At 51.2% G+C, this 18,384-nt stretch carries 14 protein-coding genes; 12 read left to right on the top strand and 2 right to left on the bottom strand.

Translation table 11 applies throughout. From position 1 onward, the window contains the following. Window positions 1-6 precede the first annotated feature (6 nt). The 7 genes from ACY1JZ_RS22705 to ACY1JZ_RS22675 all read left to right on the top strand — a co-directional run bounded on the left by ACY1JZ_RS22705 (window position 7) and on the right by ACY1JZ_RS22675 (window position 11,436). Entirely contained in the window at window positions 7-5,055 is a 5,049-nt protein-coding gene (locus ACY1JZ_RS22705; protein WP_462631057.1) for a non-ribosomal peptide synthetase, read from the top strand. Window positions 5,056-5,107: 52 nt separating this feature from the next. Then, entirely contained in the window at window positions 5,108-6,139 is a 1,032-nt protein-coding gene (locus tag ACY1JZ_RS22700; protein ID WP_462631056.1) for a PLP-dependent cysteine synthase family protein, read from the top strand. Next, the gene (locus ACY1JZ_RS22695) at window positions 6,132-7,379 is read left to right on the top strand and encodes an ATP-grasp domain-containing protein (RefSeq protein ID WP_462631055.1); all 1,248 of its coding nucleotides are present in this window, start codon (window positions 6,132-6,134) and stop codon (window positions 7,377-7,379) included. Before ACY1JZ_RS22700 ends, ACY1JZ_RS22695 begins: the two co-directional genes overlap by 8 nt. Beyond that, on the top strand, window positions 7,376-8,635 hold the full coding sequence (locus ACY1JZ_RS22690; RefSeq protein ID WP_462631054.1) for an MFS transporter: 1,260 nt from the start codon (window positions 7,376-7,378) through the stop codon (window positions 8,633-8,635). The genes ACY1JZ_RS22695 and ACY1JZ_RS22690 overlap by 4 nt, the downstream gene beginning before the upstream one ends. 48 nt (window positions 8,636-8,683) lie before the next feature. Further along, entirely contained in the window at window positions 8,684-9,790 is a 1,107-nt protein-coding gene (gene blsG / locus ACY1JZ_RS22685; RefSeq protein WP_462631053.1) for an arginine 2,3-aminomutase, read from the top strand. Between the two features lie 81 nt (window positions 9,791-9,871). Next, a complete protein-coding gene (locus ACY1JZ_RS22680; protein WP_462631052.1) occupies window positions 9,872-10,711 on the top strand; it encodes a phytanoyl-CoA dioxygenase family protein in 840 nt (279 codons plus the stop codon). Window positions 10,712-10,800: 89 nt separating this feature from the next. After that, window positions 10,801-11,436, top strand: a complete 636-nt coding sequence (locus ACY1JZ_RS22675; protein ID WP_270168140.1) for a FusB/FusC family EF-G-binding protein — start codon at window positions 10,801-10,803, stop codon at window positions 11,434-11,436. Window positions 11,437-11,562: 126 nt separating this feature from the next. Here ACY1JZ_RS22675 and ACY1JZ_RS22670 read toward each other — a convergent pair whose 3' ends face one another. Further along, a complete protein-coding gene (locus tag ACY1JZ_RS22670; RefSeq protein ID WP_462631051.1) occupies window positions 11,563-12,651 on the bottom strand; it encodes a phosphotransferase enzyme family protein in 1,089 nt (362 codons plus the stop codon). Beyond that, a complete protein-coding gene (rsgA, locus tag ACY1JZ_RS22665; protein WP_462631050.1) occupies window positions 12,648-13,724 on the bottom strand; it encodes a ribosome small subunit-dependent GTPase A in 1,077 nt (358 codons plus the stop codon). Before rsgA ends, ACY1JZ_RS22670 begins: the two co-directional genes overlap by 4 nt. Window positions 13,725-14,304: 580 nt before the next feature. On the opposite strand from rsgA, the gene ACY1JZ_RS22660 reads away from it, so the two are divergent. The 5 genes from ACY1JZ_RS22660 to ACY1JZ_RS22640 all read left to right on the top strand — a co-directional run bounded on the left by ACY1JZ_RS22660 (window position 14,305) and on the right by ACY1JZ_RS22640 (window position 18,303). Next, the gene (locus ACY1JZ_RS22660; RefSeq protein WP_462631049.1) at window positions 14,305-14,667 is read left to right on the top strand and encodes a hypothetical protein; all 363 of its coding nucleotides are present in this window, start codon (window positions 14,305-14,307) and stop codon (window positions 14,665-14,667) included. Between the two features lie 119 nt (window positions 14,668-14,786). Beyond that, entirely contained in the window at window positions 14,787-15,242 is a 456-nt protein-coding gene (locus ACY1JZ_RS22655) for a VOC family protein (RefSeq protein WP_270168146.1), read from the top strand. 121 nt (window positions 15,243-15,363) lie between these two features. Further along, on the top strand, window positions 15,364-16,245 hold the full coding sequence (locus ACY1JZ_RS22650; RefSeq protein ID WP_462631048.1) for a PhzF family phenazine biosynthesis protein: 882 nt from the start codon (window positions 15,364-15,366) through the stop codon (window positions 16,243-16,245). 47 nt (window positions 16,246-16,292) lie between these two features. Beyond that, window positions 16,293-17,513 (top strand): MFS transporter, encoded by a 1,221-nt coding sequence (locus tag ACY1JZ_RS22645; protein WP_462631047.1) that lies wholly within the window; start codon window positions 16,293-16,295, stop codon window positions 17,511-17,513. A 271-nt stretch (window positions 17,514-17,784) separates the two neighbouring features. Further along, entirely contained in the window at window positions 17,785-18,303 is a 519-nt protein-coding gene (locus ACY1JZ_RS22640; RefSeq protein WP_462631046.1) for a hypothetical protein, read from the top strand. The last annotated feature ends 81 nt before the right edge of the window (window positions 18,304-18,384 follow it).

Here is an 18,384-nt window from a genome sequence, read left to right as displayed (position 1 = left end):
AAAGGAGTGGATGGCTTGAATTTTCCGAATCTGTGCCTTCATGAGCTCTTCGAGCAGCAGGTTGAACGGACTCCGCAGCAGGTTGCGGTTATCATGAACGATTCACGCCTCACATATGAGGAGCTGCACAAGCAGTCGAGCCAGCTTGGACATTACCTCATCCATAAGGGCGTAGTGCCTGATACACCGGTAGGGGTTTGCATGAAGCGTTCACCCGCCATGATTGTGGCACTGCTTGGGATATTAAAGGCAGGCGGCGCTTACGTTCCCCTTGACCCCGAAGCGCCATATGCCAGGAACCACCACATGCTGACCGAAGCAGGAGCACGCTATTGTATTGCTGATCCAGAGGGGATGGCGGACTCTTCCTGTATTGCCGAGGAGATGCTTGTATATCCGGCCTTGTACGGTGAGCTTGAGAAGCTGTCTGCCTGTTCGCCGCGCACCGAGGTACAGCCCGAGCATCTCGTTTCTATCTATTATACATCAGGCTCTACTGGCAAGCCCAAGGGGGTTATGAACAGGCATCAAGGCTGGGTGACGGCTCTATTGTCCCTGCAGAGTGCTCTGCGCCTGCAACCCGGTGAGACCGTCCTACATAAAACGACACTTACCTTCGACGATGCGGCTATGGAGATTTTTTGGCCGCTTCTTACCGGTGGCACTGTTGCGCTTCTCGAATCGGGGCTGCACCAGGACCCAGAAGCGATCGTTGAGGCGGTCATCCGGTATGACGTCTCCTTCCTTGTGCTCGTCTCCAGTGTTCTGGGCAGGGTGATGGATGTTGTGAAGCCGCAGCAGATCCAGCAGATGACGCATTTAAGAGGCTGCTTCGGAGGTGGAGAGGCACTGCCTGTCCAGATGGGGAGGCGGTACATGCAGCTTGGCATGCCAGGGAATTTATACAATCTATGGGGGGCGACGGAATTATCGATCGGAACGACCTTGCATCTCTGTACGCCGAAGGACTTTGTGGGAGAAGGGCAGATATCCATTGGAACTCCCTTGCCTAACAGCCGAGTGTATATTTTGGATCACAATCTTCGCAAGGTAGCTGTGGGTGTTGCCGGAGATGTGTACGTCGCGGGCAACGGTCTGTCAAGAGGCTACCTCCATGACCCTGAGCGCACAAGCGCCGTGTTCCTCGATGATCCATTTGTGAAGGGGGAACGAATGTATCGAACGGGGGATCAAGCCTATGCTCAAGAGGATGGGAGCCTGTACTTTGTAGGGCGATCTGATCACCAGGTCAAAATTCGGGGCATCCGCGTTGAGCTTGGCGAGATCGAGGCCGCGTTATTGGCTGATGCCGATGTTAGAGAAGCTGTTGTGATGCTTCGCGAGGATATTCCCGATCATCAGCGCCTGACGGCCTACGTTGTCCTATACCCCGGCCGATCCAGGTCGGCAGTGCAGATCAGGGAGTCACTAAAGATCAGACTGCCAGCCTTCATGATTCCGCACTTTATGATGGTGATGGAGGAGCTTCCGCTCAACCCTAATGGCAAGATAGATCGTCATGCTTTACCGATCCCCTCTCCCGACAGCGCCGGTTCTCCTATGATTACCGAACCTCAAACGCTGATGGAGGCATTTCTGGCGAGAACGTTCTCGGATATATTGCGACTTGAGGAAGTGGGACGAACAGACGATTTTTTTGAGATAGGGGGGGACTCTATCTCTGCCTCCAGGGTCATCAGCACTCTTCGTTCATATACAGAGCTGACTTTGCCGCTTGCACTGATCTTCGAGCATCGAAACGTCAAGGATTTGGCGCAGCATCTGGAGGAAAGGGGATACCGGGGCGAGGCCCTGATTGAGCAGGCTATATTTCCATCCGGCAGGTCGGACGCGCGGGCGATGTCTTTTGCCCAGGAGCGCATGTGGTTTCTACAGCAGGTCGATCCCCTAGACCCGGTGTACAATGAGCCATTAGCCTTTCGAATCGAAGGCAAGCTCGATACTAGCGCGCTGCAAGCCGCGCTGAACGAATTGGTTCAGCGGCACGAGGTGCTCAGGACGACGTTCGCGATTGCAAATGACCAGCCTTTACCGATCATTGCAGGGGAGGGCGAGCTTCAACTGGAGATCATCCAAGTGGACGCGAGTATCGAGGGGCATTTGGAATCGCTGCTACAGCACAAATTAACGGAGGAAGCGCGGAAGCCCTTCGATCTGGAGAAGGGGCCACTTATTCGAATGGCTTTATTGAAGCTTGGCGAGGAGAGCAGCGTTCTCTTTATCAACATGCATCATATCATTACAGACGCATGGTCGAATGTGATGTTCCTGAATGAACTCAATATTCTATACACAGCTTACCTCGATAACAAGCCTAGTCCTCTGCGGGATCTGCCGTTCCAATATAGCGATTATGCTGCATGGCATAAGGAATGGGTTCAGAATCATGTCCTTCGGACGCAGCTTGATTTCTGGAAGAACGAGCTTTCGGGGGAGCTGCCGGTTCTGCAATTGCCGACAGATGAACCGAGGCTGCCTGTACAAACCTTTGAAGGGGATAAAGTCTACTTTTCATTGTCCAAGCAGTGGATGTCGCGTATTCAGGCGCTGAGCAGGCAGACGGAAGCCTCTGCATATATGATCTTACAGGCGGTCTTCAGCATCATGCTCCATCGTTATTCCGGTCAAAAGGATATGATCATCGGCTCCCCCCTGGCTAATAGGAACCAGCGAGAATTCGAGCAAATGCTGGGGTTTTTCGTAAATACGGTAGCCATTCGCAGCCACTTCAAGGGTGAAGACGGTTTTCGTGTTTATTTGCAGCAAGTCAAGGAACGATGCCTTAACATCTACGAGCATCAGGATGTCCCGTTCGAACTGTTGGTAAGGGAGCTGCAGCCCGAACGAAATCCAGCGTACTCCCCCATCGTTCAGGTCATGTTCGCTTATCAAAACAAACTGGAGGAAATGCTGGAGCTTGGCAGTTTAGGTGTCACCTCCATTGAGGTTAATAGCAAGACGGCACGCTATGACTTGACTCTGTATCTGAAGGAGACGGCTGGCGGTCAGTTAGCGGGTACGTTCGAATACAATACGCATTTGTTCAGGAGGGCAACGATCGATCGGCTGGTCGCAAGCTTCACCTCCCTGCTGGAAGCCATCTTAAGCGATCCTGAACAGAATATCTCGCAGCTTCCTCTGTTATCAAGAGACGAGCGCCAGCGTATGCTGTATGCGTGGAACGATACCTTTGCTGCGTTTCCTTCCGAGCTATGTCTGCATGAGCTTATTGAACGTCAGGCGCGAGAGACACCGAAGCTTATAGCGGCCATCTATCAGGATCAGGAGCTGACCTATGAGGAGCTGGAGAAGCAATCCAATCAGCTTGCTCATGAGATTCTGCTGCACGATCTGGGTGAAAAGAAGGTTGTGGGTGTTGTCGTGGAACGTTCATTGGAGCTCGTCATCAGCCTGATGGCGATCTTGAAGGCTGGCGCTGCTTTCGTCCCGATTGACATCGAGCTGCCCACGAGCAGGATTCGGCTCTTACTACAAGATGCGGATGTGCTCGTATGCCTGGCCCAGGAGCATGTGAGACAAAAGCTGAATGTGGACGGCATCACCATCATATGTCCCGATTCGGAGTGGGAGCGTATCGAGCGGCAGCCAACGACCCGGCCCGAACGAAGGGCAACGGCAGATTCTCCTGTGTCGATTTACTATACGTCAGGATCTACCGGCAAGCCGAAGGGGGTCATTAATGTTCACCGAGGCTGGGTCAATCGAATGTGCTGGATGCAGAAGCAGTTTCAACTGCGGCACGGGGAGAGCGTGCTTCAGAAAACCACGCTCACATTCGATGACGCTGCCGTGGAGTTATTCTGGCCGCTAATGTGCGGCGGGCGTGTCGTGCTGCTGGAGCCCGGCTTGCACCGTGATCCCCGTTCAATCATTGATGCGTGCATTCAACATGAGATCGTTCACGTCCAGTTTGTTCCAAGCATGCTGAATCTGGTGCTGGATGAGGTTACGCCTGAAGATCGGGAGCGATTATATAAGCTACGCAGTACGATTTCATCCGGTGAAGCGCTGGCTGCGAACACGGTCAAACGTTTCTTCGTCAAGCTGCCTGGCACACTTAACAATACGTGGGGAGCTACTGAGGTCTCCATAGATTCTACGCTGCACGTAGCGACAATGGAGGATGCGCAAGCGGAGGGAGCCGTATGTATCGGCAAACCGTTCGATAATAACAGATGCTATGTGCTTGATGAATATCTGCAGCCGGTCCCTCCAGGAGTTACGGGTCATCTGTATCTTGCCGGCGCAGGTCTGGCTCATGGTTATCTGAATATGCCGGAGCGGACAGCTCAGTCCTTCCAGCCGGACCCGTTCTTCCAGGGAGAGCGGATGTATCATACAGGCGATCTCGGCTTCTATCGGCCTGACGGTTCACTCCAGTTTGTAGGAAGGGCCGATAATCAAGTGAAAATACGTGGCATGCGGGTGGAGCTGGGCGAGATCGAAGCCGTGTTGCTGCAGCATGCAAACGCCAAAGAAGCTGTTGTGATCGTTGAGGAGGGGACGCCAGGTATCAAACGACTTGTGGCCTACGTCGTGTCCTTGAACAGCACCATCGACATATGCGAGGAGCTCCGACAACTGACGAAGGATATGCTGCCGGATTATATGGTGCCTTCATTTATTATACAGCTTGATCGGATGCCGCTGAATGCGAATGGCAAGGTGGATCGCAGCCAGCTTGTCCAGCCGGAGCGAATGCAGCATTATGCTGCGGCAGTCTTCATCGAGCCTCGAACAGAGATGGAGGAATACCTCGCTGGCATATGGAGCGAGCTGCTCCATATGAACACTATCGGTGTTCAGGATCATTTCTTCGATCTGGGCGGGCACTCCTTGCTGGCGACACAGGTCGTATCGCGGATTCGCCGCCAGTTGATGCTTGAGATTCCGTTGCGTGAAGTGCTGCTCAATCCGACCATAGAGCAGCTCGCGTCCAGGCTCGAGATGCTTCTCTATGAACAGATCGAGCAGATGAGCGAGGAAGAAGTAGAGATGTGGATGAATCGCTGACCAACTGTCCGATCCATGGAGCGAATATTGAAACTTAAAAGAGGGTGGCCGCTTGATTTGTACAAATATAATCGAGTCGATAGGAAATACGCCTTTGGTGCAATTAAACCCGATTCAGGGCAAGGGGAACGTGTTTGCCAAGATGGAATTAATGAACCCGTTCGGGATGAAGGATCGTGTAGCCAAGCAGATTATTCTGGAAGCGAAGCGTACTGGAGAATTGAGAGAAGGCGCCCCCATTATCGAGAGCTCGTCTGGCACGATGGCTTGCGGCGTTGCGATGGTAGGAGCATGTCTGGGGCATCAGGTGCATATCGTTACCGATCCGCGGATCGACTCGATTACGCTCGCAAAATTGACTTCGCTAGGCTGCAACATTGAGATCGTAGAGCGAATGGGGACGAACGGATGGCAGAGCGCACGTCTGCAACGGCTTCACGAGATGATGGATAGGCTCCCGGGGGCGTATTGGCCCAGACAATATGAAAATCCTAACAACCCCGTCGCGTATAGCGCACTTGCCGAGGAGGTCATGAGCGGTCTTGGACACGTAGACTTCCTCATCGCCGCAGTTGGAAGCGGAGGGTCTATGACAGGAACGGCTCGGGCTCTCAAGCGATATAATCCGAACCTCAAAGTGATTGCGGTCGATTGCACAGGGAGCGTAATCTTCGGACAGCCTGACCGTTCCGGCCGATTGCAGGGCGGGCTGGGCAATTCGATTATCGCTCCGAACGTAGATCATTCGCTTGTTGACGAGGTACACTGGCTGAATGACGAAGAAGCATTTGCCGCGACGCTCGCCCTGGCGCGAGAACAGCAGATTTTTGCCGGCAACTCATCCGGCTCAGTCTACGTTGTAGCCAGATGGCTCCAATCCTGTGTTCCCCAACATACGAATATATTGGCCATCTTTCCAGATCGCGGCGACCGGTATGTAGATACCATCTATAGCCACCAGTATAGAGTGGGCAAGCAGATCGATGGCTTGGTCCTGCCAGAGGAGCCGCAGTTGGTTCCTTATCGGACTGTCGTCCATTCGTGGTCCTACGCAAGGCTGGAGGGAGTGGCTCAACGTGTCTAAGCTGGTGTTCATTGAAGCCAATACGACCGGTACAGGTATGCTTGCCTTGACCCGTGCTTCAGCGTGGGGCTTGGAGCCTGTATTGTATACGAACCATCCGGCAAGGTATTCGGGCCTGGCAGAAACGGGATGTGCGGTACACGTTTGCGATACGAATGATCTGGAGCAATTGCGGCGACAGCTTGCAGATACGGTGAGCGCAGGGGAAATTCGGGGGGTGACGACAACAAGTGAGTTCTACCTTGAGCAGGTAGCAGCGTTAACAGCAGCGTATCGCCTCCCCGGCAATTCTATCGAGGTCATCCGCAAGGTTCGTAACAAAGCGGAAACACGCAGCACTCTCGCACAGGCAGGCCTTCTTCAGCCGCGCTTCAAGGTGGTGCGGCATGAATCGGAGCTGGATGCCGCCATTCGCAGCGTTGGCCTGCCGTGCATCGTCAAGCCGACGCAGGACAGCGGCTCGAATGGAGTTCGTCTCTGCTCAAGCCTGGAGATCGCTCAAGAGCATATGTCGAGCATTCTTAGCGTCAAGTTCAATGTGCGCGGTCAAGCGGCGCCGGAGGAGGTGCTGATTGAGGAGTATGTCGAAGCACCGGAGTATAGCGTCGAGACGATCAGTTGGCAGGGGCAGACCAGGGTCGTCGGTATCACTCAGAAATCACTTGCCGGGTTTCCTTATTTCATTGAAGCGGGCCATCTGTTTCCTGCACAGCTACCTCCCCAGCAGGCCGATGCTATGAATCAAACCGTGCTTCAGGCACTTGAGGTCGTCGGTTTTAGTCATGGAGCAGCGCATACGGAGGTCAAATGGACGGAGGACGGATGCTCGATCATTGAGATCAATGGTCGTCTGGCGGGGGGGATGATTCCCGAGTTGATTCGCTTGACTACAGGATGGGATATGTTGGAGCAGCATCTACTATGCGCCTATCGCGGTCCCGACATTCGACAGGTGACCTACCAGGGGACAGCGGGAATCCGATTCCTGATGTCCAAGCTGGAAGGACAACTCGCGCAAGTCACAGGGGTAGAACAAGCTGCCAGGATGAGCAAGGTGAAGGATGTGAAGGTGAATATTGCGCCGGGGGAATATGTAGCGCCTCCGCAAAACGCCTATCAACGCTTGGGATATGTCATTGCTCACGGAGAGAGCCTGGAGGAGACGGCTCGGACGCTTGACGATGCAACAGAGCTTATTCAATTTATTACAATGCAGCAGGACAGGCAGGGGATATCATGAGGAAGCTTTCACTTGGTTTATTGAAACAGCATGATTTCAGAAATTTTTGGTTGGGGCACACGGTGTCGTCATTTGGTGTTCAAATAACGACCGTGGCCATTCCGCTTATTGCGGCATTGATGCTGGACGCAACGCCGCTTGAGATGGGGATTTTATCTGCGGTCGAATTTTTACCTTTTCTGCTGATTAGTATGTTTGTTGGTGTCTGGGTAGACCGCAAGCCGAAGCGTCCGATGATGATTGTATCCGATATTATCCGAGCGGTCGTATTACTCGGTATTCCCATTGGCATATTTATAGACGCTTTGACGATGGCTACACTCTATGTCATCGCAGCCATTGTGGGCATCAATACCGTAATTTTCGAGATTGCACACACCTCTTATTTGCCCACCGTTGTCAAGAACGATGAACTGGTCGAAGGCAATAGCAAACTGGAATTCAGCAGCTCGAGCGCCACCGTGGTTGGCCAGAGCATCGGGGGAGTGCTGATTCAGGTGTTTTCCGCCCCCTTGTCGATTCTGTTTAATATCGGCACCTACTTGTTGTCGGCGATGTATCTTGCCTTCATTAAGAAGCAGGAGGAGCCGATCGAGGTACCTGAAGGCACGAAGCAAGATATGTGGGCCGAGATTCGGGAGGGGGCGACATTTGTTTTTCAGAATAATGTCCTGCGAGCCATTCTGTTCGGAACGGTCATCTTCAACCTGTTTACCTATGTGATCGAGCCTATTTTTATTTTGTATATTACCCGCACCTTGGAGTTAACCCCTGTCTATATCGGACTAATATTTTCGATGTCCGGTGTGGGCGCGCTGTTAGGGGCTCTTATTGCCGAGCCTATCGCAGACAAATTGGGAGTAGGCAAGACGCTGGTATGCTCGTTGGTTCTCGCCGGCCTCGTTTCTCTGATCATCCCTGTCGCGACCTTATTGCCTACCGTACCGGCGGTCATCCTCATCATGGCTATGTACATGATTGATGCCGCGATGGTTATTGTCTATAACATCAACCAGCGCAGTCTGAGGCAAAGCATTACCCCACCCACATTGCAGGGAAGAATGAATGCTTGCATGCGGACGTTCGGCTGGGGCGTCATCCCGATTGGCGCAGTGCTGGGCGGATGGCTTGGCGGCTTTATAGGCACCACGCCGACATTGATTATAGGAGCGATCGGCTTAATGTGCTCCTCCATCTTCATTATCTTTTCTTCGGTGCATAACATCTCCAAGCTCTCAGAGCTGGATATTACCTAGCAGAAGAAGAGAAAGCAACATTAATTCATGTGCTGAGGAGGAAAGGATATGCGTGAAGATTGGGACCGACAGGATTGGAAGGCGCAATTCCGCAATCGAATTCAGACCGTCGAGGCTTTAAAGGAGTACATTCACTTAAGTCCAGAGGAGGAACAGGTGATAAAAAAAAGTGAGGGGCTTTACCGTTGGGCCATTACTCCTTATTATGCATCGCTAATGGATCCGACAGACCCGAATTGTCCAATACGCTTGCAATCTTTGCCTACAGCCGACGAATTCGTACCTAATCTGTATTCCGATGTCGATCCGGTAGGGGATATGAAATATCGGGTTACCAATCGCATCATTCACAAATACCCGGATCGGGTTGTGATGCTGGTAACAGAGCAGTGCTCCGTCTATTGCAGGCATTGCACACGCAAATATCATACGACGGATGTGAACGGAACCTACTTTGAAAGGCGGGAAGGGGAATCCTTCGAGGAGGATATCCGCTATATAGCGGCGCATCCCGAGATCCGTGACGTTCTATTAACCGGTGGCGATCCGCTAACCTATTCGGATAATCGGCTTGAGGATGTTATCTCCAAGCTTAGAAGCATTCCGCACGTTGAGATTATCCGGATCGGCACAAGATACCCGGTATTGCTCCCGCAGCGCATTACGAAAGAATTTTGCGAGATGCTGGAGAAGTATCATCCGATCTGGCTCAATACACATTTTAACCATCCCAAAGAAATTACAGAGGAATCTGCACGGGCGTGCGACCTGCTATTGAAGCATGGTATCCCCGTACAGAATCAATCGGTGCTTCTCAAAGGCATCAATGACGATTTGGAGACGATGAAGGCGTTGCTTCATGGTCTGTTGAAAATCCGGGTGCGCCCTTATTATCTCTACCATTGCGATAATGTAACAGGCGTCTCTCATTTTATGACTTCACTGGAGACTGGAATTGAATTAATGCAAGGACTTGTCGGGCATACGACCGGATTTGCTATTCCGACCTATGTGCTGACAACAATCAACGGGAAAATTCCAGTTTCAAGCGATACGATCGTCGATTACTCCGAGAAAGGATTGACTCTTAAAAGCTATGAGGGCAAAGAAACGTTCATCCCGTATCTGCGGAAGCAGGAGGTTCTGCATTCCTGAGGACAGATGTTGAGACAAGTATTTCGCGAATGACTGGAGGAAGTTATTAAAATATGATATATTTTGGGGAGATGGTATAATATGGAGTTAACAACTGAACAAGTGAAGAGCTATAACGAAAAAGGGTATGTGTTTCTCGAATCTGCCATTCCAGATAACATCGTATCCAAGCTGAATGAGGAGTTTTCCATCGTCTCTGCCGAAGACTCTCCAAGAAGAGTGCTCGAAAATGATAAACGAACCGTCCGCTCCATATACGCTCCTCATCTGACAAACAAAACCTTCGATCAGCTCAAGTCCTACGCTCGCTTGCTTGAGCCTGTGATGCAGCTTCTGGGGAGCGGGGTATATCTGCATCAATACAAAATCAATGTCAAAGCGGGATTGGCGGGAGAGATGTGGAACTGGCATCAGGATTATGTATATTGGGAGCAGGAAGATGGCATCGCTACCCCTCAATTAATTAACGCCAGCATATATATGGACGAAGTGACCGAATTTAACGGGCCATTGGCCATCATTCCGGGCTCTCATAAATATGAGAACATAGACACGGTGATCAATGATGACCATTCAGAGTCAGGGGCGTCATGGCGCAATCATTTGAGCGTGGATCTAAAGTATACGCTGGATACTCCGCTGCTTCGCAAGCTGGTGAACGCATACGGGATCGAGGCGCCTAAAGGACCGGCCGGTTCCGTGTTAATCTTTGATCCGCTGGTCGCCCATGCCTCGGCGCCCAATATCTCTCCATTTGATCGCAGGCTGTTAATTATGACCTATAACTCGGTAGATAACCTGCCTCGGAAGCCTTTGACACGCCCGGATTTTCTTGCTGGCCGTGACTTTAATGCGATAAAGGTTCTGGAGGACAAGGCATGGCAAGAGGAACTGTCTATAGAGGGGAGTACTGTGGTCTGAGGGAAGACGTTGTTTTTGTAGAGGATATTCCTTACATTCCGTTATAGGCTCTGCACACAAATACTAATAGGGTATTGGGGGTATCTTTGGTGCTGTTAATTAAACCGTATGAACTTAATTTCATACATAAACAACTTAATTATTTGATTCAGACGGTTTATTTCGTAGGAGACTACCGGACATTAAGGGCTATTGAAGAGGAAGTTGAATACAAGATTGGGGAAGTCATCAGACACTTGGACCCGGAGATCAAGCAGCTATTTAAGAATCTTAGGGGATTTCGTGGACAGGATGACGTCATTGATCTGTTAAGATCATTGTCGCCTTACGTTGAGAGGTTTCCGAGTCTAACCAATCGGCAGGTGCGCAAGCTGTTTCCTAAGGCCAAATCATTCTGTATTCCCGATTTCGACAACCTGGAGGACATGAAGCAGGATTATGTAGGCTGGAAGGATATCTCGACCAATTCCCTCTATCTTATCTATCATGCAGACGGGGCATTGTATACACTCGAATGCCGATACACGCCGCTCGAAGGAAGAAAAACGTGCTATTGTATCCTGTGTAATCAATGCCGTACAGGTGGACATATCGGGATGGTGACAACCAAGCGGAGGAATGATCTTGTGACGGGCAATTACATGTGTCTGGATAGCGAGCAATGCAATCACGATATGACAGATACGAGCAAACTCAGGGAATTCATAATGTATGATCGAAGGTAATAGGAAGTGCCGCGAGTCTATGCTATCACCCACCGCCCCCTCCATTAAGCTGTACCGTAACTATGGAGAGGGCGGTGGGTTTTACCTATTTCATTACAGGATTACAGGATTACAGGTTGAATGCCGTTAATCCTGACGAGCCTGGTATTGAAAGGGAGCCTCGCACGAGTAGAGTTCATGGAAAAATCCATGATACGGCAGATCGTCCTCCACGCACCTAACGAGGTACATGAGTTCTTCGTCGTCCTCCGCCGCGGCCTCGTTATGCTGCATCTCCAACGAAGCTTCCTTCAATCGCTCCAATATAAACTCCATGAGTGTCACGCGAGTGAATAAAGGCAGCAGCTCCAGCATGGTGTCCTCCAGTTCAGTTTCGGAGCGGTAGCCGTCCAGAACGGCTGCGAAATAGTCGTCCATGAACGCCCTGCGCTTGTTCCCATCCGGTTCGAATTGTACCCAGCCTACACCATGCACCCATAGCGTCGCCAAGTCATACATGTACCAGCAATAGCAGCAATTATCAAAGTCAAATACAGTGATGGCGCCGTCTTCAAAATCGATGTGATAATTTCCGTCACTGTAATCAAAATGAACCATACCATAGTGATCCTCATGTTGGCTCAAGCCCTGCAACGTCTCTACAAGCTGCAACAGCTTCTCCTTCACAACCGGCATGGATTCGGGAACGATGCGCTCGATCGTGGTGCGATGGTAGTTGTCGAAGAAATCATATCTGCGGGTTGTGGGTGTATAGTTTTTGGACAATTGGTGCAGCTTGCCTAGTGTCTGACCGCAGTTGTAGAAGTATTCTGCAAGGGGGGCGCCGTCCCGATAGCGATAGTGGTTATCCGCTAGCAGCTTCCCTGGAGCCCGTTCGAACAGGCTGATGAAATAGGTATGCTCGCCCTGCCGGAGCTCCTCCAGCAGCCGACCATGTCGCGAGTCGATGACATTGGAGACTCTTCCTCCGTGCTCATACAAATACCGGACATATTCAAGCTCGCTCTCAAAATCCTCCCTGCTGCGATCGTCCAGAAAAGCGATTCGGATGATCCGCTCGGGAGCTCCTTCTTTATGGCAGGTGTACACCAGATTTCTGCCGCCATGGGGCTGAATCTGGGTGAAGGAATAGCCCTCCAGATCATATAGTTCGGCAATAGCAGGCAATAACAGGCTTGGGGCAGCACTGGCTGCCGCATCGTAGGTCGTACTCATCTATGCTTTCCTCCCCTCTGTTTCTGCCTTTCCCCGACTTTCAGAGCGACGTGTTGAGCCGTTTTGTTGCGCAGATAGGCGGCTTTGTTCTCTACGAATGCCGTTTCCCTACGCAGAGCCACGTAGCTGTCCCAACGCTCCTGAGGCAATTCCCCGCTCTCCAGGGCAGCTCTGACCACACATCCCGGCTCACGGGTATGCGCGCAGTCAGAGAATTTGCAACTGCCGAGATAACGCTCGACATCCGAGAAGCCCTCGCGAATCCCTGCGGAGCTCTCCCACATGCCTAGCTCCCGCATCCCCGGTGTATCAATCACCATCACGCCGCTGCTGAGGAGAATAAGTTGGCGGTGGGTTGTCGTATGCTTGCCCTTGCTGTCCTCCTCGCGAATCGTGCTGACCGCCATTATGTCCTCGCCCGCTAATGCATTGACAAGGCTTGATTTCCCTACGCCGGAAGAGCCGAGAAATACAATGGTATGGCCTCTCTTCAGGTAGGTGGACAGCCTGTCGAGGCCCTCTCCTGTTTTGGCGCTAATCGCATGAACCTTGGCGCCGTTGGCAAGATGTTGAACCTTGGCGAGATATTCTGAAGGATCGTCGATCAGATCGGCCTTGGTGAGCAGGATAACAGGAATCGCGCCGGACTGCCACGACAGCGCAAGGTAGCGTTCGATTCGACGTGGATTGAAGTCATGGTTCAGCGATTGCATAATAAAGACATAATCGAAATTTGCAGCCACCGTCTGCTCTTTGACGGTCTTGGCATAGCCTGCTGCATGACCGGAAAAATCATTTCTGGAAAACTTGGATCTGCGCGGCAGCGTTCGGACAATCAGGCTATCCCCACCCGGATTGTACTGAATCTGCACATAATCCCCGGTGGTCGGGAATTCCTCCGTGCCATTGTTGAAATATATTCCTGCCTTGAGACGAGCCAGGCATTCCCCCTGGTCCGTCATGAGGCTATAATGCTGCTTATGCACAGCGGTAACTCTTGCATACGTACCCTCTGTGTGTAAGGGATCAAGCTGCTGCGTGAAGCCGTAGTCTTGTAGTGTAAAGGTGTTCATGAATGCCTCCCTGTTAAGCGTTAATGGCTTGCTTGTTCTGTGCATGCTCAGGTCGCAACGCCAAAAAACCGCAGCAAGCAGCCGTTCATGGCTGTCTGCTGCGGTCAAAATGTAGAGAAAAAGAGCATAAAAATAACACACCTGAAGTGTGCTACCGTTGCTTGTGACCCAAGCCTCACGATTCACGAAAGGTTACTTGTTGGCATGACCAAATAAGGGGATACAACCCCTGTTAAAAATCAATCATGAGAAATGAATCATGAACGTTTGATCATGCGCCCGTATTCGGTTTTAAGTAGGGAATACCTCTAGTGTTTTTGCTTTTGCCATTCTGAACAGCTCCTTTCCACATCGAAGAAATTACGGTACAGCAATGATAATATACCATATCCAACATTTGAATGTCTATATTTGGATAAAATTCAATGGCGTAAGCTGTTATTGACAGGATTTCAATCTCAGGGTGAGAAGATGGATATTTCCATTAAAATAAAAAAATAGTATTCTGATATTAGGAAGGGGAGTGGCGACCACTGACAGACTGATTTCAGGCTTTCCGTCAAGTACTGCAGGAGCAACTATGAACGAAGTTTATATTTCGAGAGAGCCCTTCAATTTCAACAAAGAAGCGGTAGCCTCGAACTTGATGATCATAGGATTTAAACCTGCCGATGAGGAGTACCTGGATAGCTTCATTCAAAGAGAGCTGGAGGGGAGTCGCCTCATTCGTGAGACAACAGAGCGGGTGGCTGACACCGAGGCTCAGAAAATGGAGCTTCTTATAGATAAGGAGGAACTCCAAGAGGAGCGTACAGTCGTCATATACCGATTCAAGCTTGAGGGAAAATCTCTAGTTGTGCGCTACGAGTGCATACCACAAGGTTTTGAAGAAGACTTGACATTAATGGAGAATATGATAAAGAGTCTGAGGCTGGACGATTAGCCTGTCAGGTTCCATTTCTATACGGGACATTCCATAGACGATTTATTGACAGCGCTTTAACCGCTTGGGTAAGATGGGGGAAAGCAAGATATGGAAAGTAAAGAGAGGATGGCGACCCGATGTCAGGACTGCTAGGCAACAATGTTATTACACAGATTGGAATTCTTGTACATAATCTGGACAAGGTGAGCCAGGCCTATGCTGATTTTTTCGGTGTAGCCAAGCCGGAGTCCTTCTGGACGGATACGTTGGACAAGACGCAAGCCGTATACCATGGCGAGCCGTGTCAGGCACGCGCGCGGCTTGCTTTCTTCGATATGGGCTCGCTGCATCTGGAGCTTATTCAGCCAGACGAGCATCCCAGCACCTGGCGCGAGTATCTGGATCGCCATGGGGAAGGCGTGCATCATATCGCCTTTGTGATCGAAGGCATGCAGGAGAAGGTCACGCTGCTAGAGAGCAAGGGCTTTCCGCTGCAGCAAAAAGGCGAGTATACAGGCGGGCGTTATGCATACATGGACACGTTCCCGCAATTGAAGGTGCTGGTGGAGCTGCTGGAGAACGATAAGGGATAATATAGACAACAACCAGAGCCTGACAGGTCTGCTTTCGTATGAAGAAGACACCGTTCTGGCATCACCGCGCAACCTACGGCGGCATGGAACAGAAGCGGAAATCTACCAAAGGAGTGTTCATATGCCTAACGTAACCGTCTATCATTATGATGCATTCAGTTCTATTCCGAATAAGGGGAACCCGGCGGGTGTCGTGCTGGATGGCGGACATCTGAGCGAGGAGCAGATGCTGGAGGCAGCGGCCAAGGTTGGATTTAACGAGACAGCGTTCCCTCTTCCCTCTGAACACGCCGACCTCCGAATTCGTTACTTTACGCCAGGACATGAGATCAATCTGTGCGGTCATGCGACGATGGCGACCCTCTACGCACTGCATACCAAGGGGCTGCTTGGGGGGAAGAACGATCTCACCATCGAGACCAAGGCAGGTATTCTGCCGATCAGCATTCGCTCTGAGGAGGAGCGAATTCACATTACGATGAGACAAGCTGCGCCACAGTTTCAACCATTCAGCGGCTCTCTGCGGGAGCTGGCACATTCGATGGGCCTTGAAGAAGGAGATATAGAGACGACATGGCCGACCGTATATGGCAGCACAGGCACATGGACCTTATTAATTCCGATTAAGCATCTGGATGCCTTTCATAGAATGAAGCCCAACAATCATCTGTTTCCAGAGATACTGAAGGAAATGCCGCGGGCGTCGCTGCATCCATTCTGTCTGGCGGCTCACGATTCCCAAGCGGACATGCATGCCCGTCATTTCTCCTCTCCATTCTCAGGAACCGTGGAAGATCCCGTTACAGGCACAGCCTCAGGGGTGATGGGGGCTTATTTTGCAAGATTTGTACGACAAGAACCCGAGGCTTCCTTCAATCTGACGATTGAGCAAGGACAGGAGGTCGGACGGGATGGGAGAGTCAGCGTAAGCGTCACAGATGGCCAAAGGATCGAGGTGACAGGTACCGCGGTCTATGTGGATGAGTTCGTGGTGTCCATCTGAATCGCAGAGAGTTGATAGTTGATACGAAACAAAGGAGAAGCAGCTTCATGTCCAATTCGTGGCAAAAGACATTTGCCCTGATCTTCAGCGGGCAGATTTTCTCGATCCTAACGTCCTCGATGGTGCAGTTTGCGATCATATGGCATTTGACAGAGACGACAGGCTCGGCCTCCGTTCTGATGATAGCCGGACTGGCCGGGTTTTTGCCGCAGGCGCTGCTGGGGCCATTCATTGGCGTCTGGCTCGACCGGTGGAACCGCAAGATCACTATGATTGTATCTGACAGTGTCATTGCGCTATCCAGCCTACTGCTGGGAGTGTATTACTTATGGAGCGAACCAGGCTTGGGTGTTGTCTATGCGATTCTATTCATTCGCTCTGCTGCTTCGTCCTTTCATGCCCCTTCGTTTCAGGCAGCGATTCCTCTCATTGCGCCACAGGATCAATTAACGAGGGTGTCAGGCTGGCACCAGCTTGTCTTCTCGTCCTCCAGTGTGCTGGGGCCTGCGCTGGGCATTGCGGTCTACTCCGCAACCTCGCTCGGAACGCTGCTGCTGCTTGATGTCGCCGGTGCTCTGATCGCCAATCTGATGCTGCTTATGGTCACCATTCATCAGCCGAAGCCGGAGAGTGTGCATGCGCCCTCCTTTCGCAAGGAATTTGTTCTGGGCTGGAGGACCTTTATCTCTGTAAGGTCGGTATTAACCATTACCGTTGCCATGGCGGTATTTAGCGTCGTATTTATGCCGCTCGCGATGCTGTTCCCTTACATGACACTCTCGCACTTCGGTCGCGGAGGATACAGCGCGAGTGTCATAGAGGCTGTCTTTGGCATCGGTATGATGGCAGGTGGCGTCGTGCTGGCGTTGCTGGCATCCAGGTGGAAGGATTCGACGTATATGAGTCTGAGCCTGGTCTTGATCGGAGTGACTTGTCTGCTGAGCGGAGTCATCGGCCGGGATGCCTTCGTCTTATTCGCTATCCTGTGCTTCTTCATGGGCGCCGCGGCACCGCTGTTCAATGGTCCTTATATGGCCATGCTTCAGAAGCTATACGAGCCGGAGAAGCTGGGGCGTGTGCTCTCCTTCGTCACAAGCATCGGACTGCTGTGCTCGCCGATTGGACTGGCGCTGGCGGGGCCGATTGTGGAACGCTTCGGCGTGCAGGTATGGTTTGTAGGGGCGGGGGTCGTCGTCATCCTCATCGGCTGCTTCATTTATCTGCAATATGGTCGGATGGAGGAGGAGCGGCCAACGGTCAGCTTATAAGCGCGGGAGGGCCTTGCTCATGTCACTATTGGCTGACAGGCTTGAATACATCTGCAAGAACCGACTAACGCCGTCTTCCAGGACGGCGTTAGTTGAACCTGTCTACGCGCCTTGTTGTAAGAATGGTTAATAAAAATAGTATTTCATCAATGTTTACATAGATTTAAATGAATAAATCAAGGGCTCCCTTTCCAAGGAAAGGGAGTTAATGGAGAATGGTCTAATTACGAACAAGACTGCAGAACAATGGTGTAAGGGAGACCGATTATTAATGACAAAACACCGAATGACCCTGCTCCTCCTCATGCTTCTATCCTTCCTCATCTTACCAGGCTGCATGGAAGACAACAGGCAAGTGTATCAGAACGATGCATATGGCATCGAGCTGAGGTACCCTCCAGAGTGGGAATTGGGGGATATGTCTCCGTTGAGCCCCTCTATTATGTTTACCCTGTCGAGAGATGTGCTGAGCTTCAAGGAAGGGATAAAAGAGTCCATGATCCTGGTCGGTGGATATAAACCTGCGATTGAGGAAAATGTGAAGGCTGCTTTACAGAACTATAAACGAGATGGTCAGATCACTAGTGAAACGACGGAAACTATACGAGATCAACAGGTGCAAAGAGTGGAGTTTGAGATTCTCTCGGGTACCGAGCAGCAGGGCAAGGGAGTTTATTACAACTTTGAGCTGCCAGACAAATCCTTATTTCTTCTTCTTCACTATAAGGATGGTTATGAGGAGGATGTCGCTATATTAGAACAAATTGTACGCAGTATCCGCTTGGACTAGGGCGTGTCCTCCAGCCCCGGCGGCCGGCCTTGTGCATAGAGGGATAGGCACCCTTACCGAATTTGGGCATAGGATGATGTA

The sequence above is a fragment of the Paenibacillus sp. J5 genome, assembly GCF_054955055.1.
Note: the sequence above shows the minus strand (reverse complement) of the source record. Positions and strands in the feature narration are given on the sequence as shown.